Source organism: Luteipulveratus flavus (assembly GCF_029439465.1).
GTDB classification, from domain to species: Bacteria; Actinomycetota; Actinomycetes; order Actinomycetales; family Dermatophilaceae; genus Luteipulveratus; species Luteipulveratus flavus.
The window spans coordinates 148,370-169,533 of the sequence record NZ_JAROAV010000024.1 but is presented as its reverse complement, the minus strand read 5'-3'; the positions used below and the strand labels follow the sequence as shown (position 1 = coordinate 169,533).

15 protein-coding genes and 1 tRNA gene are annotated in these 21,164 nt (G+C 70.2%); 11 read left to right on the top strand and 5 right to left on the bottom strand.

Annotation, left to right across the window (positions count from 1 at the left end; all coding sequences use genetic code 11):
- The first annotated feature begins 54 nt into the window (after positions 1-54).
- The 3 genes from gltB (at position 55) to pyk (ending at position 7,594) form a co-directional block, all read left to right on the top strand.
- Complete coding sequence (gene gltB, locus P4R38_RS07655) at positions 55-4,593, top strand: glutamate synthase large subunit (RefSeq protein ID WP_277191718.1); 4,539 nt, start codon at positions 55-57, stop codon at positions 4,591-4,593.
- A complete protein-coding gene (locus tag P4R38_RS07650; protein ID WP_277191716.1) occupies positions 4,586-6,043 on the top strand; it encodes a glutamate synthase subunit beta in 1,458 nt (485 codons plus the stop codon). Before gltB ends, P4R38_RS07650 begins: the two co-directional genes overlap by 8 nt.
- Positions 6,044-6,136: 93 nt before the next feature.
- Positions 6,137-7,594, top strand: coding sequence for a pyruvate kinase (gene pyk / locus P4R38_RS07645; protein WP_277191714.1), 1,458 nt, complete (start codon positions 6,137-6,139; stop codon positions 7,592-7,594).
- Positions 7,595-7,659: 65 nt separating this feature from the next.
- Here the strand turns inward: pyk and P4R38_RS07640 are convergent.
- Both P4R38_RS07640 and P4R38_RS07635 read right to left on the bottom strand, forming a co-directional pair.
- Positions 7,660-7,733 (bottom strand) — tRNA-Leu (locus P4R38_RS07640).
- Positions 7,734-7,791: 58 nt separating this feature from the next.
- Positions 7,792-8,502: a hypothetical protein gene (locus tag P4R38_RS07635; protein ID WP_277191713.1), complete on the bottom strand. Its 711-nt coding sequence runs from the start codon at positions 8,500-8,502 to the stop codon at positions 7,792-7,794.
- An 83-nt stretch (positions 8,503-8,585) separates the two neighbouring features.
- Here P4R38_RS07635 and P4R38_RS07630 point away from each other — a divergent pair, with 83 nt between their 5' ends.
- The 7 genes from P4R38_RS07630 to P4R38_RS07600 all read left to right on the top strand — a co-directional run bounded on the left by P4R38_RS07630 (position 8,586) and on the right by P4R38_RS07600 (position 15,283).
- Positions 8,586-9,212, top strand: a complete 627-nt coding sequence (locus tag P4R38_RS07630) for an ANTAR domain-containing response regulator (RefSeq protein ID WP_277191711.1) — start codon at positions 8,586-8,588, stop codon at positions 9,210-9,212.
- A 184-nt stretch (positions 9,213-9,396) separates the two neighbouring features.
- Positions 9,397-10,626: a branched-chain amino acid ABC transporter substrate-binding protein gene (locus tag P4R38_RS07625; RefSeq protein WP_277191709.1), complete on the top strand. Its 1,230-nt coding sequence runs from the start codon at positions 9,397-9,399 to the stop codon at positions 10,624-10,626.
- A gap of 85 nt (positions 10,627-10,711) precedes the next feature.
- Positions 10,712-11,713 (top strand): branched-chain amino acid ABC transporter permease, encoded by a 1,002-nt coding sequence (locus P4R38_RS07620; RefSeq protein WP_275238530.1) that lies wholly within the window; start codon positions 10,712-10,714, stop codon positions 11,711-11,713.
- The gene (locus P4R38_RS07615; RefSeq protein WP_275238529.1) at positions 11,710-12,882 is read left to right on the top strand and encodes a branched-chain amino acid ABC transporter permease; all 1,173 of its coding nucleotides are present in this window, start codon (positions 11,710-11,712) and stop codon (positions 12,880-12,882) included. The genes P4R38_RS07620 and P4R38_RS07615 overlap by 4 nt, the downstream gene beginning before the upstream one ends.
- Positions 12,879-13,820 carry an ABC transporter ATP-binding protein gene (locus P4R38_RS07610; RefSeq protein WP_277191708.1) on the top strand — a complete coding sequence of 314 codons (942 nt, stop codon included), beginning with the start codon at positions 12,879-12,881 and terminating at the stop codon, positions 13,818-13,820. The genes P4R38_RS07615 and P4R38_RS07610 overlap by 4 nt, the downstream gene beginning before the upstream one ends.
- A complete protein-coding gene (locus P4R38_RS07605) occupies positions 13,807-14,520 on the top strand; it encodes an ABC transporter ATP-binding protein (protein ID WP_275238526.1) in 714 nt (237 codons plus the stop codon). The genes P4R38_RS07610 and P4R38_RS07605 overlap by 14 nt, the downstream gene beginning before the upstream one ends.
- Positions 14,521-14,698: 178 nt before the next feature.
- Positions 14,699-15,283, top strand: coding sequence for a GNAT family N-acetyltransferase (locus P4R38_RS07600; protein ID WP_277191707.1), 585 nt, complete (start codon positions 14,699-14,701; stop codon positions 15,281-15,283).
- A 2-nt stretch (positions 15,284-15,285) separates the two neighbouring features.
- Here P4R38_RS07600 and P4R38_RS07595 read toward each other — a convergent pair whose 3' ends face one another.
- On the bottom strand, positions 15,286-15,747 hold the full coding sequence (locus tag P4R38_RS07595; protein ID WP_275238524.1) for a PaaI family thioesterase: 462 nt from the start codon (positions 15,745-15,747) through the stop codon (positions 15,286-15,288).
- Between the two features lie 55 nt (positions 15,748-15,802).
- On the opposite strand from P4R38_RS07595, the gene polA reads away from it, so the two are divergent.
- On the top strand, positions 15,803-18,481 hold the full coding sequence (polA, locus tag P4R38_RS07590) for a DNA polymerase I (protein ID WP_277191704.1): 2,679 nt from the start codon (positions 15,803-15,805) through the stop codon (positions 18,479-18,481).
- A 12-nt stretch (positions 18,482-18,493) separates the two neighbouring features.
- Here the strand turns inward: polA and P4R38_RS07585 are convergent, their stop codons facing one another.
- Both P4R38_RS07585 and P4R38_RS07580 read right to left on the bottom strand, forming a co-directional pair.
- Entirely contained in the window at positions 18,494-19,261 is a 768-nt protein-coding gene (locus P4R38_RS07585; RefSeq protein ID WP_277191702.1) for a nucleotidyltransferase family protein, read from the bottom strand.
- On the bottom strand, positions 19,258-21,144 hold the full coding sequence (locus tag P4R38_RS07580) for an acyltransferase family protein (RefSeq protein WP_277191700.1): 1,887 nt from the start codon (positions 21,142-21,144) through the stop codon (positions 19,258-19,260). The genes P4R38_RS07585 and P4R38_RS07580 overlap by 4 nt, the downstream gene beginning before the upstream one ends.
- Positions 21,145-21,164: the final 20 nt, after the last annotated feature.

Genomic DNA, 21,164 nt, shown 5'->3' with positions numbered 1-21,164 from the left:
CCGACGCCGGTGTCCGCACTGGCGTCCCGACGACGACAGGACGGTGAGTCGACGATGGGTATCGCCCATTTCTCCGCCCACCCGCAGGCCCAGGGCCTGTACGACCCCGCTCAGGAGCACGACGCCTGCGGCGTGGCGATGGTGGCCACCATGCGCGGCAGCGCCGGGCACGACATCGTGGACCACGCGCTGACCGCGCTGCGCAACCTGGAGCACCGCGGCGCGACCGGCGCCGACCCGGCCGTCGGTGACGGCGCCGGAATCCTGACCCAGGTCCCGGACGAGTTCCTGCGCGCGGTCGTCGACTTCGACCTGCCCGAAGCCGGTCGTTATGCCGTCGGCCTCGCCTTCATGCCGACCGACCCCGACGCCCAGTGGCACATCGGTGAACAGCTGGACGTCCTCGCCGCCCAGGAGGGGCTGCGCGTCGTCGGCTGGCGCGACGTGCCGACCGACCCGTCCCTGGTGGGCCGGCAGTCGCTGGCTACCATGCCGGTGTTCCGTCAGGTGTTCGTCGCGGACGCGACGGGGGAGCGCGGCGGCGTCGAGCTGGACCGGCTCGCGTTCTGCCTGCGCAAGCGGGCCGAGCGTGAGCTGGCCGTCTACTTCGCCTCGCTGTCGGCCCGGACCCTGGTCTACAAGGGGATGCTGACCACCGAGCAGCTCGAGCCGTTCTTCCCTGACCTGTCCGACCGTCGGTTCGCCACCGAGCTCGCGCTGGTCCACTCGCGGTTCTCGACCAACACCTTCCCGTCCTGGCCGCTCGCACACCCGTTCCGGTTCATCGCGCACAACGGTGAGATCAACACCGTCCGCGGCAACCGCAACTGGATGAGCGCCCGCGAGTCCACGCTCGCCAGCGACGTCATCCCCGGCGACCTGTCGCGCATCTTCCCGGTCTGCACCCCGGAGGCGTCGGACTCGGCGACCTTCGACGAGGTCCTGGAGCTGCTGCACCTGGGCGGTCGCAGCCTCCCGCACGCGGTGCTGATGATGATCCCGGAGGCGTGGGAGAACCACGACACCATGGACCCGGCCCGCCGGGCGTTCTACGAGTTCCACTCCACGATCATGGAGCCGTGGGACGGCCCTGCCTGCGTGACCTTCACCGACGGCACGCTCGTCGGCGCGGTGCTGGACCGCAACGGCCTGCGTCCGGGCCGGTACGCCGTCACCAGCGACGGCCTGGTCGTCCTGGCCTCCGAGGGCGGCGTCCTGGACCTCGACCCGGCGACCGTCGTCCGCAAGGGCCGGATGCAGCCGGGCAAGATGTTCCTGGTCGACACCGAGCACGGCCGGATCGTCGGCGACGACGAGGTGAAGTCCTCGCTGGCCGCGCAGAACCCGTACGAGGAGTGGCTGCACGCGGGGATCGTCCGGTTCGAGGACCTGCCCGAGCGCGAGCACGTCTGGCACACGCCCGCGTCGGTGGTGCGCCGCCAGCAGACGTTCGGCTACACCCAGGAGGAGCTGCGGATCCTGCTCGCCCCGATGGCGCGCACGGGCGGTGAGGCGCTCGGCTCGATGGGCACCGACACCCCGATCGCGGTGCTCTCGCAGCGCCCGCGCCTGCTGTTCGACTACTTCAGCCAGCTGTTCGCCCAGGTGACGAACCCGCCGCTGGACGCGATCCGCGAGGAGCTGGTCACCTCGCTCGGCACCCTGATGGGTCCGGAGAGCAACGCCCTGGAGGCCTCGCCTGCCCACGCGCGTCAGGTCGAGCTGCCGTTCCCGGTCATCGACAACGACGAGTTGGCCAAGATCGTCCACCTCAACTCCCGCGGCGACATGCCGGGCTACGCGACGTACGTCATCCGCGGCACCTACCGCGTGGCCGGCGGCGTGAGCGCGATGCGCGCGCGGCTGCAGGGCATCTTCGCCGAGGTGTCCCAGGCGATCGCCGACGGTCACCGCTTCGTGGTGCTGTCCGACCGCGACTCCGGTCCGGCGTTCGCCCCGATCCCCTCGCTGCTGCTGACCGCGGCCGTGCACCACCACCTGATCCGGGAGAAGACCCGCACCCAGGTCGGTCTGCTGATCGAGGCGGGCGACGTCCGCGAGGTGCACCACGTCGCGCTGCTCATCGGGTACGGCGCGGCCGCGATCAACCCCTACCTGGCGATGGAGTCCGTCGAGGACCTCGTTCGGCGCGGCGTGATCTCCGACATCACGCCCGAGCAGGCGGTGAAGAACCTCATCAAGGCGCTCGGCAAGGGCGTCCTGAAGGTCATGTCCAAGATGGGCATCTCGACGGTGGCGTCCTACCGGGGCGCCCAGGTGTTCGAGGCGACCGGCCTGTCCCAGGAGCTGGTCGACTCCTACTTCACCGGCACCGTGTCGCGGCTCGGCGGCATCGGCCTGGACGTGCTCACCCAGGAGGTCGCCGAGCGGCACGCGACGGCCTACCCGAAGGACGGGCTCGCACCCTCGCACCGCACGCTCGAGGTGGGCGGGGAGTACCAGTGGCGCCGGGAGGGCGAGCCGCACCTGTTCGACCCGGAGACGGTGTTCCGGCTCCAGCACTCCACCCGCTCGCGTCGCTACGACATCTTCAAGCAGTACACGAAGGCGGTGGACGACCAGTCCGAGCGGCTGATGACGCTGCGCGGCCTGTTCTCCTTCGCTTCCGGCCGCCCGTCGGTGCCGGTCGAGGAGGTCGAGCCGGTCAGCGAGATCGTCAAGCGGTTCAACACCGGCGCGATGAGCTACGGCTCGATCAGCAAGGAGGCGCACGAGACCCTCGCGATCGCGATGAACCGGCTCGGTGCGCGGTCCAACACCGGCGAGGGCGGTGAGGACGCCGACCGGCTGGTCGATCCCGAGCGGCGCTCGGCGATCAAGCAGGTGGCCAGCGGCCGCTTCGGCGTGACCTCGCACTACCTCACGCAGGCCGACGACATCCAGATCAAGATGGCCCAGGGCGCCAAGCCCGGCGAGGGCGGTCAGCTGCCCGGCCACAAGGTGTACCCGTGGGTGGCCAAGACGCGGCACTCCACGCCCGGCGTCGGCCTGATCTCGCCGCCGCCGCACCACGACATCTACTCGATCGAGGACCTCGCCCAGCTCATCCATGACCTCAAGAACGCCAACCCGAGTGCGCGCATCCACGTGAAGCTCGTGAGCGAGATCGGGGTCGGCACCGTGGCCGCCGGGGTGTCCAAGGCGCACGCCGACGTCGTCCTGGTCTCCGGCCACGACGGCGGTACGGGCGCCTCGCCGCTCACCTCGCTCAAGCACGCCGGAGGTCCGTGGGAGCTCGGGCTCGCCGAGACGCAGCAGACGCTGCTGCTGAACGGCCTGCGCGACCGGATCGTGGTGCAGACCGACGGTCAGCTCAAGACCGGCCGCGACGTCATGATCGCCGCGCTGCTCGGCGCCGAGGAGTACGGCTTCGCCACGGCGCCGCTGGTCGTCAGCGGCTGCATCATGATGCGCGTCTGTCACCTGGACACCTGTCCGGTCGGCATCGCCACCCAGAACCCCGACCTGCGCGCCCGCTTCTCCGGCAAGCCGGAGTTCGTGCAGACCTTCTTCGAGTACGTCGCGGAGGAGGTGCGCGAGCTGCTCGCCGAGCTCGGGTTCCGCAGCCTGGAGGAGGCGATCGGCCAGGTGCGCACGCTCGACACCTCCCGGGCGGTCGACCACTGGAAGGCCAGCGGCCTGGACCTCGCGCCGATCCTCGCCGACGTCGACCTGCCGGAGGGCGCCCCCCGCCACCAGGTCGTCGGGCAGGACCACGGCCTGGAGAAGGCCCTGGACCAGCAGCTCATCGCCATGAGCAAGGACGCGCTGGAGAACCAGGCGCCCGTACGCATCGAGGTCCCGATCGGCAACGTCAACCGCACGGTCGGCACGATGCTCGGCCACGAGGTGACCAAGCGTCATCCGGACGGCCTGGCCGACGACACGATCGACATCTCCTTCACCGGCTCGGCCGGCCAGTCGTTCGGCGCGTTCGTCCCGGCGGGCATCACGCTGCGCCTGTACGGCGAGGCGAACGACTACGTCGGCAAGGGTCTGTCCGGCGGCCGGCTCGTGGTCCGTCCCCTGCGCGAGGCGTCGCTGGTGGCCGAGCGCAACGCCATCGCCGGCAACGTCATCGCCTACGGCGCGACGAGCGGGCAGATCTTCCTGCGCGGCGTGGTGGGCGAGCGCTTCTGCGTCCGCAACTCCGGCGCGACCGCCGTCGTCGAGGGCGTGGGCGACCACGCCTGCGAGTACATGACCGGCGGCACCGTCCTGGTGCTCGGCCCGACGGGGCGCAACCTCGCGGCCGGGATGTCCGGTGGCCAGGCGTACGTCCTGGACCTGGACGAAAGCCAGGTCAACCCCGAGCTGGTCGACGTGATCGGCCTGCGCGAGGCCGACATCTCCCTGGTGCACGACCTGGTCCGGGCCCACCACGAGTGGACCGACTCCAGCGTGGCCGGGCGGCTGCTCGAGGAGTGGCCGGCGGCGGTCGAGCGGTTCTCGCTCGTACTGCCGCGCACGTACCAGAAGGTGCTCGACGTCCGAACCGAGGCCGCCGACGAGGGCCTCGACCCCGACAGCCCCCAGGTGTGGGAGCGGATCATGGAGGCCAACCGTGGCTGACCCCCGTGGATTTCTGACGACGCAGCAGCGCGAGCTGCCCGGCCGCCGCCCCGTACCGGTCCGCATCAAGGACTGGCGCGAGGTGTACGAGGAGCAGGAGCTCGGCCAGCTGCAGCGGCAGGCCGGCCGGTGCATGGACTGCGGTATTCCGTTCTGCCACAGCGGTTGTCCCCTCGGGAACCTCATCCCGGAGTGGAACGACCTCGCCCGGCGTGGTGACTGGCCGGACGCGATCGAGCGGCTGCACGCGACCAACAACTTCCCCGAGTTCACCGGTCGGCTCTGCCCGGCTCCGTGCGAGTCCGCGTGCGTGCTCGGCATCAGCCAGCCGGCGGTGACGATCAAGCAGGTCGAGCTCACCACGATCGAGCAGGCCTTCGAGCACGGCGGGGTCGACCCGCTGCCGCCCGCGCGCCTGACGAACAAGACCGTGGCCGTGGTGGGTTCGGGCCCGGCGGGGCTGGCCGCCGCGCAGCAGCTGACGCGGGCGGGCCACACCGTCGCGGTGTACGAGCGGGCCGACAAGCCGGGCGGCCTGCTGCGGTACGGCATCCCCGAGTTCAAGATGGAGAAGTCCGTCCTGGACCGGCGCCTGGCGCAGATGACCGCCGAGGGCACCCGGTTCCGGTGCAACCGCACGGTCGGTGAGGACATCACCGGGGCCCAGCTGCGCGAGCGGTACGACGCCGTGGTGCTGGCCGTCGGCGCGACCGTCCCGCGGGACCTGCCGGTTCCCGGGCGCGAGCTCAGCGGCATCGTGCAGGCGATGGACTACCTGCCGGACGCGAACCGGGTCGCGCTGGGGGAGTCGGTCCAGGACCAGGTGGTGGCCACCGACAAGGACGTCGTCATCATCGGTGGCGGCGACACCGGCGCCGACTGCCTCGGCACCGCGATCCGGCAGGGCGCCCGGTCGATCACCCAGCTGGAGATCATGCCGCGACCGGGGGAGGAGCGCGCCGACGGTCAGCCCTGGCCGACGTACCCGATGCTCTTCCGCGTCGCGAGCGCGCACGAGGAGGGCGGCGACCGGGTGTACGCCACCAGCACCAAGGAGGTCCTCGGCGACGAGGACGGCGCGGTGCGCGCGCTGCGCCTGGTCGAGGTGCGGCGGGGCGAGAACGGCTTCGAGGAGGTCGAGGGCTCCGAGCGGGAGATCCCGGCGCAGCTGGTGCTGCTCGCCATGGGCTTCCTCGGCCCGGCGCCGCAGGGTCTGGTCGAGCAGCTCGGGGTCGAGACCGACGAGCGGTCCACCATCGCGCGCGACGGCTCGTACATGACCTCGGTGCCCGGTGTGTTCGTCGCCGGTGACGCCGGACGTGGTCAGTCGCTGATCGTCTGGGCGATCGCCGAGGGGCGTTCGGCCGCACGCGGGGTCGACGCCTTCCTGACCGGTGCCTCGACGCTGCCGTCCCCGGTCCGACCGACCGATCGGCCGCTCACCGTCTGACCGGAGCCGCGCAGCGACCACCCCGACACAGCTACCCGCCCGTACGCCGGATGTGACCGGCGTACGGGCGGTTCTGTTCGATAGTGTTGGTTTATGCGCCGCGCCAAGATCGTTGCCACACTCGGTCCCGCCACCGACACCCCCCAGCGTGTCCGCGACCTCGTCGCGGCAGGCATGGATGTCGCCCGGCTGAATCTCTCCCACGGCTCGTACGCCGACCACGAGAAGGTGTACGAGCACGTCCGGGAAGCGAGCGACCAGACCGAGCGTGCGGTCGGCGTCCTGGTCGACCTGCAGGGCCCCAAGATCCGGACGGGTACGTTCGCCGACGGCCCCGTCCGGCTGGAGGCGGGTCAGCGGTTCGCCATCACCGTCGAGGACGTGGACGGCGACGGCGAGCGGGTGTCGACCACGTACAAGGGCCTGCCCGGTGACGTGCGGCCCGGCGACCGGCTGCTGATCGACGACGGCAAGGTGGAGCTGCGCGCGGTCGAGGTCACCGCGACCGACGTGGTCACCGAGGTCGTCGAGGGCGGCATGGTCTCCAACCACAAGGGCATCAACCTGCCCGGCGTCGCGGTGAGCGTCCCGGCGCTGTCGGACAAGGACGAGCAGGACCTGCGCTGGGCACTCACGCTGCGGGCCGACCTGATCGCGCTGTCCTTCGTCCGCTCCGCCTCCGACGTGCAGCGGGTGCACGAGATCATGGACGAGGTCGGTGGCGGACGGCTGCCGGTGATCGCCAAGATCGAGAAGCCGCAGGCGGTCGACAACCTCGCCGAGATCGTCGATGCGTTCGACGGGATCATGGTCGCCCGCGGCGACCTGGGCGTGGAGCTGCCGCTGGAGGACGTGCCGATCGTGCAGAAGCGCGCGGTCGAGCTGGCCCGCCGGGCGGCCAAGCCGGTGATCGTCGCGACCCAGGTGCTGGAGTCGATGATCGAGAACCCACGACCGACGCGCGCGGAGGCCTCCGACTGCGCCAACGCCGTGCTCGACGGCGCCGACGCGATCATGCTCTCCGGTGAGACCAGCGTGGGGGCGTGGCCGATCGACGCGGTGCAGACGATGGCCCGCATCATCGAGAGCACCGAGGAGCACGGCCTGGAGCGGATCGCCGAGCTGGGGACGCGGCCGCACACCAAGGGCGGCGCCGTCACCGCGGCCGCCGCCGAGATCGGCGACCTGCTGGACGTGCGGTATCTCGTCACCTTCACCACGACCGGTGACTCGGCCCTGCGGATGGCCCGGATCCGCAGCAAGCGGCCGATGCTGGCCTTCACCCCGAACGCTGCGACCCGCTCCCAGCTGGCGCTGGTGTGGGGGATCGAGACGTTCCTGATGCCGCAGGTGAAGCACACCGACCAGATGGCCGCGCAGGTCGACGAGACGCTGCTGTCCTCCAAGCGGTGCGCCGAGGGCGAGACCGTGGTGATCGTGGCCGGCTCGCCCCCCGGCATCGCCGGGTCGACGAATGCGCTGCGCGTGCACCAGATGGGCGACGCCAAGAACAAGGTCGCCCCGGCCTATCACGACCTCGACGAGCTCTAGCGCGTGCGAAGCCGTAAGGGAAGGTGCGCCGTCGCGCACTTTCCCTTACGGCGTCCGATGACGGGTGCCCCGGGTGGGATTCGAACCCACACTGTGCGGAGTTTGAGGCCGCCTTCTCTGCCAATTGGAATACCGGGGCTGGTCGAGGGACACCGTAACGGAGTCGGCAGGAGGTCACCCAACCGACCGAGCACGGCTCAGCCGGTGAAGATCGACTGGTGCCAGGGCTCCATCCGGATCAGCTGGTGGTCGCCGCGGGTCTCGTGGCGGAAGGCGACGAGGCCGGCTGTCGGCACAGTGAACGTGACCGGCTCGATCGCCCGGTGAGCCCGCACCCACTGCACCAGTCCGGTCGGATCGGCGAGGTCGTCAGCGAAGTGCACGAGGTTGACGTAGTGGATGTCCCGCGCCACGGCACCCGCCGGCCGACCGAGCTCCTCGGCCCACTCCCGCTCGTACCAGCCGTCCGCACCCAGCTCGGCGTCCAGCCGGTGCATCACCTCCCAGCCGTCGGTCGTCTCCAGCTGCGCCATGACCGTGCCGGGAGTCAGCGTCACCCCGGTCAGGGTGAACCGCGGGGCGGGCAGCGCGGCGGTCGTCCGGTCGAGCGCAGCCGTGCAGCGCTGGACGAACGGCTCGTCCTTGCGGGCGGCCTCCCGGCGCGGCTCGAGGGCGCGCACGGTGATGTGCGCCGCCTCCGGATGACCGGAGACGACCTGGCCCGGCCCTGCGAGGCGCAGCGCCTCGCAGGTGAGGGGAGCCAGGGCCTCCGCCAGCGCGGCCGGTGGGTACAGCAGAAGGCTGATGGGCCACCGCCCGCCCTCCTCCGGCACGACCTCGCGGCTGTGGTCACCGGTCGTGACACGGGCAGCGGCGGAGGCGAACAGGCGGTCGAAGGCGGTCGGCACGGTGGTCATCCTCACACGCACGCCGGCCGACGAGGCCACCGCGCGGCGGGGTCTCGGGCCCTACGCGTCGGTAGGGTGACCGGGTGAGCGAGACCAGCGACATCCCCGTGGACAGCACCACCCCGGCCCAGCGGCTCAAGGTGGTCGTGGCCGAGGACGAGGCCCTGATCCGGATGGACCTCGCCGAGATGCTGGGCGAGGCGGGGTACGACGTCGTGGCCGCCGTCGGCGACGGCGAGCAGGCCGTCGCGCAGACCAAGGAGCTGCGGCCCGACCTGGTCGTCATGGACGTGAAGATGCCGGTGCTGGACGGGATCTCAGCAGCCGCCCAGATCGGCGAGGACGGCATCGCGCCCATCGTGATGCTCACCGCGTTCAGCGACAAGGACCTGGTGGAGCGGGCGAGCGACGCCGGCGTGATGGCGTACGTGCTCAAGCCGTTCACGATCGACGACCTGCGGCCCGCCATCTCCGTGGCCACGTCCCGGTGGGCCGAGCGCCAGGCGCTGCGGCAGGAGGTCACCGACCTGGGCGAGCGGCTGGAGACCCGCAAGCGCCTGGACCGCGCCAAGGGCATCCTGATGAAGCGGCTGGACGTCGACGAGGCCGAGGCGTTCCGCTGGATCCAGAAGACGGCGATGGACCGCCGGCTCGGGATGCGGGAGGTCGCCGACGCGGTCATCGACGGGATGTCCGACTCCGGCGCGTAAGGGTCAAAGGCCCGGTGACCTCCGTCCCAGGCCGCAGATTGATCACGACGCAGCGCAGTTCCGCGGAATGCCTTCGACGCGGTGACCCTGGCGGCTACTTTCGAGCGACCCTGCATAAGGGAGTGCGCCCGGACGAGCGATCGGCCCGGGAGTCATCAATGCTCAACACACACGGAGGCTGATCGTGTCCCGGTCATTCAAGGCATCTGCGGCAGTCGCCGCACTGGCGCTGCTCCTCGCGGGCTGCGCCAACGACAGCAGCGACGGCGGCGCCACCAGCGACGGCGGTGGCGGCGGTGGGAGCGCGAAGGTGCTGCCCGCCCAGTCCAGCATCGAGACCCCGGCCGGCGCCGTGAAGGCCGCCGGCGACGGCAAGGGCAAGTGCGCCGCCGGCACGACCATCGCGTACGTCGGCGCGATGACCGGTGACAACGCCCAGCTCGGCATCAACATCTACAACGGTGTGCAGCAGGCCATCAACGAGCACAACAAGGCCAACCCCGGCTGCCAGGTCAAGTTCAGCAAGGTCGACACCGAGGGCTCGCCCGACAAGGCCACCGGTCCGGTGACGCAGGTGACCAACACCAAGAACGTCGTCGGCGTCATCGGTCTGCCGTTCTCCGGTGAGTCCAAGGCGACCGGCAAGATCTTCGAGCAGGCCGGCCTGGTCCACATCACGCCGTCGGCGACCAACCCCGACCTGACCAAGAACAAGTGGACCACCTTCTTCCGGGCGCTCGGCAACGACAACGTGCAGGGCCCGGCCGTCCCCAAGCTCGCCGAGAAGATCGGTGCCAAGAAGGTCTTCGTCGTGCAGGACGACTCCGACTACGGCATCGGCCTGGCCAAGACGGCCACCGCGGCGCTGGGTGACAAGGTCGCCGGCTCCGACAAGGTCGTCACCAAGCAGAAGGACTTCTCGGCGACCATCCAGAAGATCCTGAACTCCAAGGCGGACGCGGTGTTCTACGCCGGGTACTTCGCCGAGGGCGCCCCGCTGGACCAGCAGCTGGTCGGCAAGGGCTTCAAGGGCACCTTCATCGGTCCGGACGGCGTGAAGGACGACCAGTTCATCAAGCTGGCCGGCAGCTCCTCCAAGAACGCCTACTTCACCTGCCCCTGCATCCCGGGTGAGCTCATCAAGGAGTTCGCGACCGGCTACAAAGCGGTCTCGGGTGGCAAGGACCCGGGCACCTACTCGGTCGAGGGCTACGACGCCGCCACCGTGCTGCTCAGCGGCATCGACAAGGGCAAGGCGACCCGCCCGGCGCTGAAGGACTACGTCAAGACCTACGACGGTCAGGGCCTGTCCAAGAAGTTCAAGTGGGACGACAAGGGCGAGCTCGCCGAGCTGGCCGTCTACGGCTACCGCGTGGACAACGGCAAGATCGTCTCGGTCGGGACGATCGGCTGACGCTCCACCATTGACGGGAGGCTCGCCCGGCTTCGTCCGGGCGGGCCTCCCGCCGGTCCGTACCCCTCAGGAGGCTTCAGCTCTCGTGCACACCCTGCTTGCTGCCGCTGCCGATGACCAGTGGATCACTCTCGACTGGGCATCGCTCGGCTCCACCTTCTGGCCGTCGACGTTCGACGGCCTCACCTTCGGCGCCATCTACGCGCTCGTCGCCCTCGGTTACACGCTCGTCTACGGCGTGCTCAACCTGATGAACTTCGCCCACTCGGAGGTGTTCATCACCGGCGCGTACGCCGTGGTCTTCACCCTCACCTCGCTGGGCTTCGGCGCCTCGCCACCCAACCTCAGCGGGCCGGAGATCGTCCTCAACCTGATCCTCGCGGGTCTCGCCGGTATGGCGGCTGCGGCCCTGGTCGCCTTCCTGCTCGAGCGCATCGCCTACCGACCACTACGGCGCCGCAACGCCCCGCGCCTGGTCTTCCTGATCACCGCGATCGGCATGTCGTTCGTCATCCAGAACCTGTTCTTCGTCTGGCGCGGCGCGACGGCCGAGCCGTCCGTGACGATGTTCCAGAACAAGGCGGTCTTCGACCTCGGCGGCAACCTGATCTACATGGACACCCTCATCATCGTCATCGCGGCGATCGTGATGATGGTGGGCGTCGACCAGCTGATCCGTCGCACCCGCCTCGGTCGCGGCATCCGCGCCGTCGCGCAGGACCCCGACACCGCGACCCTGATGGGCGTCAACCGCGAGCGGATCATCATCTCCACGTTCGTCATCGGCGGTGTCCTCGCCGGCGCCGCGGCGCTGTTCTACATCATGAAGGTGCCGTCCGGCGCGATCTACAACGGCGGATTCATCCTCGGCATCAAGGCGTTCACGGCGGCCGTGCTCGGTGGCATCGGCAACGTCCGCGGCGCACTGCTCGGCGGTCTGCTGCTCGGCGTCATCGGCAACTACGGCCAGGTCCTGCTCGGCAACGGCCAGTGGACCGACGTGGTGAGCTTCATCGTCCTGGTGCTCGTCCTGATGGTCCGTCCCGAGGGCATCCTCGGCAGCAACTTGGCAAAGGTGCGCGCATGACCAGCCCCATCGAAGACGCAGCAGCAACGCAGTCCCACCTGGACGAGCAGTCCGAGCGGCCCAAGCGCGGTCCGTTCGACGGTCTCGCCCGGCGGTGGGACCACCTGGAGCGGTGGCAGCAGTGGGGCGTCCTCGCCCTCGTCGCCGCCCTGGTCTACCTGCTCCCGGTCCTGAACCCGCCGCTGATCACCAGCGAGCCGAGCAACGACTTCCCGATCACCTGCGCGAACATGGCGATCTACGCCCTCGCCGCGCTCGGTCTGAACGCCGTGGTCGGCCAGGCCGGCCTGCTCGACCTCGGCTACATCGGGTTCTTCGCCGTCGGTGCGTACGTCACGGCCCTGTGGACCAGCACGGACTCGACCTTCGTCAAGATCCCGTACCTCTGGACGCTGCCGCTGGCGATGATCGTCACGGTGTTCTTCGGGATCATCCTGGGCCTGCCGACGCTGCGGCTGCGTGGTGACTACCTGGCCATCGTCACGCTCGGCTTCGGAGAGATCATCCGCCTCCTGGCGACGATCATCCCGGCGCTGCGCGGTCAGGTCGGCTTCCAGAACGTCGGCGCCCCTCCCGGGACCAAGTCCGACGGCAACCCGGTGTTCGCCAACAGCAGCGGCACGCCGTGGTACTGGCTGACGGTGACCATCATCATCCTGCTGATGGTCCTGCTCGGGAACATCGAGCGGTCGCGCGCCGGGCGGGCCTGGATCGCGATCCGCGAGGACGAGGACGCCGCCGAGATCATGGGTGTGCCCACGTTCAAGTTCAAGCTGTGGGCGTTCGCGATCGGCGCGGCGCTGGGCGGTCTGTCCGGTGCGCTGTTCGGCGGCCTCAACGGCTTCGTGAACAACCAGAAGTTCGACGTGCAGACCTCGATGCTGTTCCTGGCGGCCGTCGTCCTCGGTGGTGCCGGCAACAAGTTCGGTGCGGTCATCGGCGGCGCGCTGGTGGCGTACCTGCCGCTGCGCTTCACCGGTCTGGCGGAGTACAAGTTCCTGATCTTCGGCGTGATCCTCGTGGTGCTGATGATCTTCCGGCCGCAGGGCCTGTTCGGCGCGCGCAACCACCTGCTGACGTACGCCAGCAGAGCACGCCGCTGGCTGGGTGAGAAGACCAGTGGCTCCGGAGCCACCGCCGTCCCCGCGACCGAGGAGTCATCGTCATGAGCAGCCCCGCGAGCGACCAGCCCGAGGTGCGGACCCCGGAGGCGAGCACGGCGGAGGGTGCCGACCGGCTCGGCGTCGAGCAGCCGGACGCGCCGCCGTCGCTGGAGTCGGAGGTGGCGCAGGTCGTCGCCCCCGACCGCGACATCGAGGTCGCGGTCGGTGACAACCTGGTCGAGATCCGCGACCTGACCGTCACGTTCGGCGGTCTGACCGCGCTCGACCACGTGACGTTCGACATCCGCCGTGGCGAGATCCTCGGCCTGATCGGACCCAACGGCGCCGGCAAGACGACCTGCTTCAACGCGATGACCGGCGTCTACAAGCCGAGCGACGGCACGGTCGAGCTGGAGGGCAACAGCCTGGGCGGTCGCAAGAAGCACGCGATCACCCGGCTCGGCCTGGCCCGCACGTTCCAGAACATCCGGCTGTTCGGCCAGATGACCGCCCTGGAGAACGTCGTCGTGGGTCTGGACGCCCGGCACAAGACGAGCGTCCCCGGCGCCGTCTTCCGCACGCCGCGGCTGCGACGCGAGGAGAAGTCCTCCATCGAGCACGGGATGGCGCTGCTGGAGTTCGTCGGCATCGTCGACAAGTCCGACGTGCTGGCGCGCAACCTGCCGTACGGCTACCAGCGACGGCTGGAGATCGCCCGCGCGCTGGCGACCGAGCCGAAGCTGCTGTGCCTGGACGAGCCGGCCGCCGGCTTCAACCCGGCGGAGAAGGACGAGCTCATGCAGCTCATCCGGACCATCCGGGACGACGGCTACACCATCCTGCTCATCGAGCACGACATGCGGCTGGTCATGGGCGTGACCGACCGCATCGTCGTCCTGGAGTTCGGCAAGAAGATCGCGGAAGGGACACCGCAGGAGATCCGTGAGGACCCGAAGGTGATCGCCGCCTACCTCGGAGAGGAGTCGGACGATGGCGCTGCTTGAGGTCGACAACATCTCGGTTCACTACGGCCGCATCCAGGCCATCCACGACATGTCGCTGACGGTCGAGGAGGGTGAGGTCGTCAGCCTGATCGGCGCCAACGGCGCCGGCAAGACGACGACGATGCGCACGCTCGCGGGTCTGCTCAACCTGTCCGCGGGCAAGATCACCTTCGACGGCGAGGACATCTCGCGGACCAAGGGCCACATCCGCGTGGTGAAGGGCATCTCCCTGACGCCCGAGGGCCGGGGCATCTTCCCGGCCATGACGGTCATGGAGAACCTCGACATGGGCGCGTACGCGCTCAAGGACAAGTCGCAGATGGCCGCGGACTTCGACCGCGTCTTCGACCTGTTCCCCCGGATGAAGGAGCGGCGCAAGCAGCTCGGCGGCACCCTCTCCGGCGGTGAGCAGCAGATGCTCGCGATCGGCCGCGCGCTCATGGCGCACCCGAAGGTGCTGCTGCTCGACGAGCCGTCGATGGGCCTGGCCCCGCAGTTCATCCGGCAGATCTTCTCGATCATCCGGCAGGTCAACGAGCAGGGCACCACGGTGCTGCTGGTGGAGCAGAACGCCAACCAGGCGCTGGCCACGGCACACCGCGCGTACGTCCTGGAGACGGGACGCATCACGCACAGCGGCACCGGCAAGGAGCTCCTCGCCAACCCGGCGATCAAGGAGGCCTACCTCGGCGCTGCCTGATCGGCCGAGCGGTACGACGCGGTGGCGGTGGTCCGGTCCGGACCACCGCCACCGGTCGTTTCCGGCGGCCCGTGACGAGTCGGCGCGTTCCGGCGCGCACCGACCGGCTCAGGCGTACTGTGACGCGTGGTGCGGCCGCTCCCTCCCCAGGCGTCACCGCACGTGACGAGGAGGAGCCGTGTCTCGTTCTGGTGTCTCGGTCAGCCGTGTCGTCGCTGCCGACGAGAGCACCTTCGCCCCCCTGTGGGTGGCCTCGCGCGTTGCCGCGGGACAGACCAGCGACTGGGCGTGGCGCGCCGTCGCTGCCGGACGCATCCGAGAGGCGTTGCGGCGTCAGGACGTTCGCATCTACGTGGCCGCCGTCGGTGGTGAGCAGGTCGGCTTCGTGGTGGTGACGCACAGCCCGCTGTCGGGGCTGTCGGAGGACACCGCGGCCTGGATCGACCAGATCTGGGTCGAGCCCGCGCACCGGCGCACCGGCATCGCCCAGGAGCTGCTGAGAATGGTCGCGCGGTACGCCGAGTTCGCCGGCGCCAACCAGCTGATCTCCTGCGTGCCGACGCAGGAGAAGGAGACCAACCGGTACTTCGCCCGGCTCGGCTTCACGCCGGCGGTGACCAGTCGCACCACTACGCCCGGCGCGCTGCGGCGTCGGCTGGCGGGCGACGAGCAGGAGTCCCTCTCCGACCTGGTCGTGCGCCGGCGACGCTCACTGCGGGCGCGGGCCGCCCGGGTCGGCCTCGCCCGCGGCACCGGCGTCTGAGCTCAGCGAGCCCGGGGCGGGGCGTCGCGCAGCATGCAGGTGATCCGTGAGGTGTTGACCCGGTTGCCCTCGTCGTCCACGATCGCGACGTCGTACGTCGCGACCGACCGCCCCTGGGACAGCGGGGTCGTCGTCGCGGTGACGTGACCTGAGCGCACCCCGCGGTGGTGCGTGGAGCTGATGTCCAGCCCGACGGCGATCCGGTCCCGGCCGGCGTGCAGCGCGGCGGCGATCGATCCGACGGTCTCGGCCAGCACGACGCTCGCGCCGCCGTGCAGCAGCCCGTACGGCTGGGTGTTGCCCTCCACCGGCATCCGGGCGACGACCCGGCCGGGGGACACCTCGAGGAACTCGATGCCCATGCGCTCACCCAGCGTGCCGGCGTTCATGCTCTCGAAGAGCGCGGTGAGCTCCGCCTCGGACTGCTCGGCGGGCTCGGGTGCGGGCGTGGGTGCCTCGGTCATCGGGTCGTCCTCTCCGGTCGGCGGCACGTCGGTGCCAGGCCATAGGCTTTCATGCGTGAAGCGGCTCCTCCTCCTCGACGGTCATTCCCTTGCCTACCGTGCGTTCTTCGCCCTCCCGGTGGAGAACTTCTCGACGACCACCGGTCAGTCGACCAACGCGGTGTACGGGTTCACCTCGATGCTCATCAACGTCCTGCGCGACGAGGAGCCGACGCACGTCGGGGTCGCCTTCGACGTCTCCCGCAAGACCTTCCGCACCGAGCAGTACGCCGAGTACAAGGCGGGGCGGTCGGCGACGCCGGAGGAGTTCAAGGGTCAGGTGTCCCTGGTCCACGAGGTGCTGGACGCGCTGCGGATCCGGTACATCGAGCTGCCCGGCTACGAGGCCGACGACATCATCGCGACGCTGACCACGCAGGCCGTCGCCCAGGGCTTCGACGAGGTGCTGATCTGCTCGGGCGACCGGGACGCCATCCAGCTGGTCAACGACAAGGTGACCCTGCTCTACCCGCGCAAGGGGGTCTCCGACCTCGCGCGGATGACGCCGGCCGCGGTCGAGGAGAAGTACGGCGTGCTGCCGGAGCGCTACAGCGACCTGGCCGCGATGGTCGGGGAGTCCTCGGACAACCTGCCCGGCGTCCCCGGCGTCGGTCCGAAGACCGCCGCGAAGTGGATCGGGCTGTACGGCGACCTGCCGGGCATCGTCGACCACGTCGGCGAGATCAAGGGCAAGGCGGGGGAGTCGCTGCGCGAGCACCTCGACGGCGTGCTGCGCAACCGCCGGCTCAACCAGCTGCTCGGTGACCTGTCGCTGGAGACGTCGGTGGACGACCTGGAGCGCCACACCTGGGACCGCGACGAGGTCCACACCGTGTTCGACGGCCTGGAGTTCCGGGTGCTGCGCGACCGGCTGTTCCAGACGCTGGAGGCGGTCGACACCGAGGCCGACGAGGCGATCGAGGTCGAGGGCGAGACGCTGGAGGCCGCAGCCGTTGCCGGCTGGCTCGCCGAGCACGTCCAGACCGGCCAGCGCGCCGGTGTCCAGGTCCTCGGCAGCTGGTCGCGGGGGAGCGGCGACGCGCACGGGCTGGCCGTCGCGGCGGCGTCCGGCACGGCCGCGTACATCGACCTCGCCTCGCTCACGCCGGAGGCCGAGGCGGCGGTGGCCGGCTGGCTCGGCGACGCGGACCGGCCGAAGGCCTTCTACGACGCCAAGGGTCCGCTGCAGGCGCTCGCCGCACGCGGGTTCACGGTGCGCGGGCTGACCAGCGACACGGCCCTGGCGGCCTACCTCGTCCGTCCGGACCAGCGTTCCTACGACCTGGCCGACCTCGTGCTGCGCTACCTCAAGCGCGAGCTCACCGGGGTGGAGGCCGCGAACGGTCAGGGAGTGCTCGACCTGGGTGACACGGGCACCAGTGAGGAGGCCATGGTCGCGATGCAGCGCGCGCAGGCGATCGGCGAGCTCGCCACCGCCCTGGACGGCGAGCTGGCGCGGACCGGCGGCAGCGCCCTGCTGGCCGACCTGGAGCTGCCGCTGGTGGGCGTCCTCGCCGAGATGGAGCGCGCCGGTATCGCGGTCGACGTCGACGCGATGGAGTCGCTGGAGAGCGAGTACGCGGGCGGGGTGCGCGAGGCCCAGCAGGACGCGTACGACGCGATCGGTGGCGACCAGATCAACCTGGGGTCGCCCAAGCAGCTGCAGGTCGTGCTGTTCGAGACGCTCGGGATGCCCAAGACCAAGCGCACCAAGACCGGCTACACCACGGACGCGGACGCGCTGAGCGACCTCTACGTCAAGACCGAGCACCCGTTCCTGGAGGCGCTGCTGCGCCACCGCGACTGGTCGCGGCTGCGGGTGACGGTCGAGGGGCTGCAGAAGTCCGTCGCCGACGACGGCCGGATCCACACCACGTACCAGCAGACGATCGCGGCCACCGGCCGGCTCTCCTCGACCGACCCGAACCTGCAGAACATCCCGATCCGCACCGAGGCCGGGCGCCGGATCCGCGAGGTCTTCGTCGTCGGCCAGGGGTATGAGTCGCTGCTGTCGGCCGACTACAGCCAGATCGAGATGCGCATCATGGCCCACCTGTCCGGGGACGAGGGCCTGATCGAGGCGTTCCGCACCGGTGAGGACCTGCACCGCTTCGTCGGCTCACGCGTCTTCGCCGTCGAGCCGGAGGACGTCACGCTGGAGATGCGCGCCAAGGTGAAGGCGATGTCGTACGGGCTCGCCTACGGCCTGTCGGCGTTCGGCCTGTCCAAGCAGCTGACCATCAGCACCGAGGAGGCGTCCGGGCTGATGGAGGAGTACTTCAGCCGGTTCGGCGGGGTGCGCGACTACCTGCAGGAGATCGTTGCCGACGCACGCGCGACGGGGTACACCGAGACGATGCTCGGGCGCCGGCGGTACCTGCCGGACCTCAACTCCGACAACCGGCAGCGCCGGCAGATGGCCGAGCGGATGGCCCTCAACGCGCCCATCCAGGGCTCGGCCGCCGACATCATCAAGCTGGCCATGCTGCGGGTGGACCACGCGCTGCGGGACGCCGACGCGCGCTCCCGGATGCTGCTGCAGGTCCACGACGAGCTGGTCCTGGAGGTCGCGGCCGGTGAGCGGTCCGACCTGGAGGCGCTGGTCCGCAAGGAGATGGGTGCCGCCGTGGAGATGGACGTGCCGCTGGACGTCAGCGTCGGCGTCGGCGGCTCCTGGCACGCGGCCGCCCACTGACCGAACGTCTGATCACACGCCTCGGTCGTGGCCTGCTCTCGCACGAACGAGCTGTGAGCTCTCGGCCTGCTGCAGGGCCTCCGGTGTGCCGACGTCCAGGAAGTCGCTGTCCTGTCGGTGCGCGGTCAGGACGGCTCCGCGCGCGATTGCTGCGGGGAGGACGTCCCGTTCCAGCGAGCTGACCGTGCCGGGGTCGACCGCGGACAGCAGGGACGGATCGACGACGTAGGTGCCGGCGTTGATGAGGCCCGCGCACGGCGTGCTCGGCTTCTCACGGAAGCTGTGGATGCGACCGTCCGGACCGGTCTCGACCAGCCCGTAGGGCCTCGCGTCGTCGACCCGACGGACGTGGAGCGTCGCCACGGCACCGCGCTGGGAACGGTCCTGCTCGAACGCCGCGAGCTGAGATCCGAGGTCGTGACCCGACAGCAGGTCGCCGTTGACCACGACCACGGTGTCGCCGGAGCCGAGCCCAGCGGCGTCGAGAGCGCGTCGCAGGCCACCACCGGTGCCCAGCGGTCGGTCCTCGACGACCAGCCGCAGCGTCACGCCGTAGGCCGACCCGTCTCCCAGGGCAGCGGGAAAGGCGTCGGCGAGGTAGCCCGTGGCGACGACCACGTCGGTGACGTCGGCGGCGGCGAGGCGCTCGAGCTGGTAGGTGATGAGCGGACGACCAGCGACCGGTAGGAGCGGCTTCGGGACGTCCCGGACGAGACCACCCATGCGGGTGCCGCGCCCGCCGGCGAGGACGACGGCGGCACGACGGCCGCGCCGGCTCACGGTCGTCCCGCGAGCTGCTGCAGCTGCGGTGCGAGCCAGTTCCAGATGATCGGCGCCGAGGTCTTGGTGAAGTGCAACCCGTCGGCGTACAGGGGGACGCCGTTGACGCGTTCGTGGAAACCGCCCGCGCACACCGCGGAGAAGGTGTCGACGACGCCGACCTGCTTCTGCCGGGCCCAGGCGGTCGCGATGGCGTTGACGTGCCGCACTCTGGCGATGTTGCTCACGTTCGCCGCCTCCGGATTCTTGCCGAAGTCGGGTTGGTCGTGGCACGACAGGGTCGAGATCGCCAGCCTCTTGCCCCCGTGCTGCGCGATCTGCGTCCGGACGTGCTCGAGGGAAGCCGTGATGAACCGGTCGTGCTCGGCGGTGCCGTACCGGATCCGCCGGCCATCGACCTCGTAGTCGCTGACGAGGGTCTGAGGCACGAAGAAGAGGGTCAGGTCCGGGCGGGTCTCGGCGATCTTGTCGGTCCAGGTCGTGTGCCACTGCACGCAGCCGGCGGAGGGCACCTGGAGCTCGTCACCGACGTACTGACGGCCGGGGAACGGGTCGCAGCCGAGGTTCGCCGACCGGCTGACCTGCAGGTCCGAGAAGCTGGATCCGTCGAAGTAGTTGGTCAGGCTCACAGGGATGGAGTTACCGACCAGGATCACGCTCCGCGTGGTGGTGCTCGGCACGTACCTCGGCTGGGGCAGCGTCACCGAGCTGCCGTGTGGCGTGTCGGCGCTGCTGGAGGAGGTGTTGAGCGGTAGCGCGAGCGCTCCGACGACGATCAACGGCACGGCCGACCACGCCGCGATGACGCTCGGCCGCGGCTGGCGCGGGATGAGCGCCGCGAAGCCCCTGCTGCGGATGGGGCGCTCGACGTACAGGAACGTGAGGGAGGCCAGCAGCAGGGAGGTGACGATCTGCACGACCGAGAGGGCGAGTCCGTCCACCGGCATGACCGACGGGTTGAGGAAGACGATGACCGGCCAGTGCCAGAGGTACAGCGCGTAGCTGATGAGACCCAGCCGCCGCAGCGGCTCGAAAGCCAGCGCCCGCTGGAACGCGCTCGGTGTCCGCGAGGACGCGGCCGCGATCGGGACGACCGCGACGACGGCGAGCAGGGCCAGGCCGCCCTCGAACGGCACGGTGGAACCTTCGGGGAGGAGCAGGAAGCAGATCATGAAGATCGCCAGTGCCGGCCAGGCCGCGATGCCCAGGACGGAGTCCGTCCGGCGCGGTCGGCCGCGCCGGAGCTCGCGCCCGCTCAGCAGGCACGCGGCGGTGGCGCCGATCAAGAGCTCGAACGCTCGGGTGTCGGTGCCGTAGTAGACGCGGGAGGGGTCGGCGCCCGGGACGTACAGGTGGGTCATCCACCAGACCGAGAGCAGGGCGAGCGCGCCGAGGACTGCGGCACAGGTGCGGCGGCTGCGCACCACAGCCGTGAGTGCCGTGAGCAGGAGCGGGAACGCGAGGTAGTACTGCTCCTCGATGGACAGGGACCACATGTGGAGCACCGGGGACGGCATGGCGATCGAGGAGAAGTAGCTCTCGTCGCCGGCGATGAACCGCCAGTTCGCCACGTAGCCCAGTGCGGAGAGGACATCCCACCCGACCGTCGCCCGGCGGGTCTGAACGGTCCAGAACCACGCCGCCACGAGCACCGCGATGAGCACGACCACCAGCGCCGGGAGCAACCGACGCGCTCGGGACATCCAGAAGCCGAGCAGGTCGATGCTGCCCCAGCGCCGGTGCTCCTGCAGCAGCAGCGAGGTGATCAGGAATCCGGACAGGACGAAGAAGAGGTCCACGCCGAGCCAGCCGCCCCGGGCCCATGACCCGTTGACGTGGTAGACGAGGACCGCGAGGACGGCGACACCCCGCAACCCGTCCAAGGCCGGGCGGTAGGGGAGTG

Bases quoted from the DNA above. Each gene is read 5' to 3' on its own strand.
- gltB (WP_277191718.1), top strand. From the start codon at position 55: ATGGGTATCGCCCATTTCTCCGCCCACCCGCAGGCCCAGGGCCTGTAC.
- pyk (WP_277191714.1), top strand. From the start codon at position 6,137: ATGCGCCGCGCCAAGATCGTTGCCACACTCGGTCCCGCCACCGACACC.
- P4R38_RS07615 (WP_275238529.1), top strand. From the start codon at position 11,710: ATGACCAGCCCCATCGAAGACGCAGCAGCAACGCAGTCCCACCTGGAC.
- P4R38_RS07610 (WP_277191708.1), top strand. From the start codon at position 12,879: ATGAGCAGCCCCGCGAGCGACCAGCCCGAGGTGCGGACCCCGGAGGCG.
- P4R38_RS07605 (WP_275238526.1), top strand. From the start codon at position 13,807: ATGGCGCTGCTTGAGGTCGACAACATCTCGGTTCACTACGGCCGCATC.
- P4R38_RS07595 (WP_275238524.1), bottom strand. From the start codon at position 15,747: ATGACCGAGGCACCCACGCCCGCACCCGAGCCCGCCGAGCAGTCCGAG.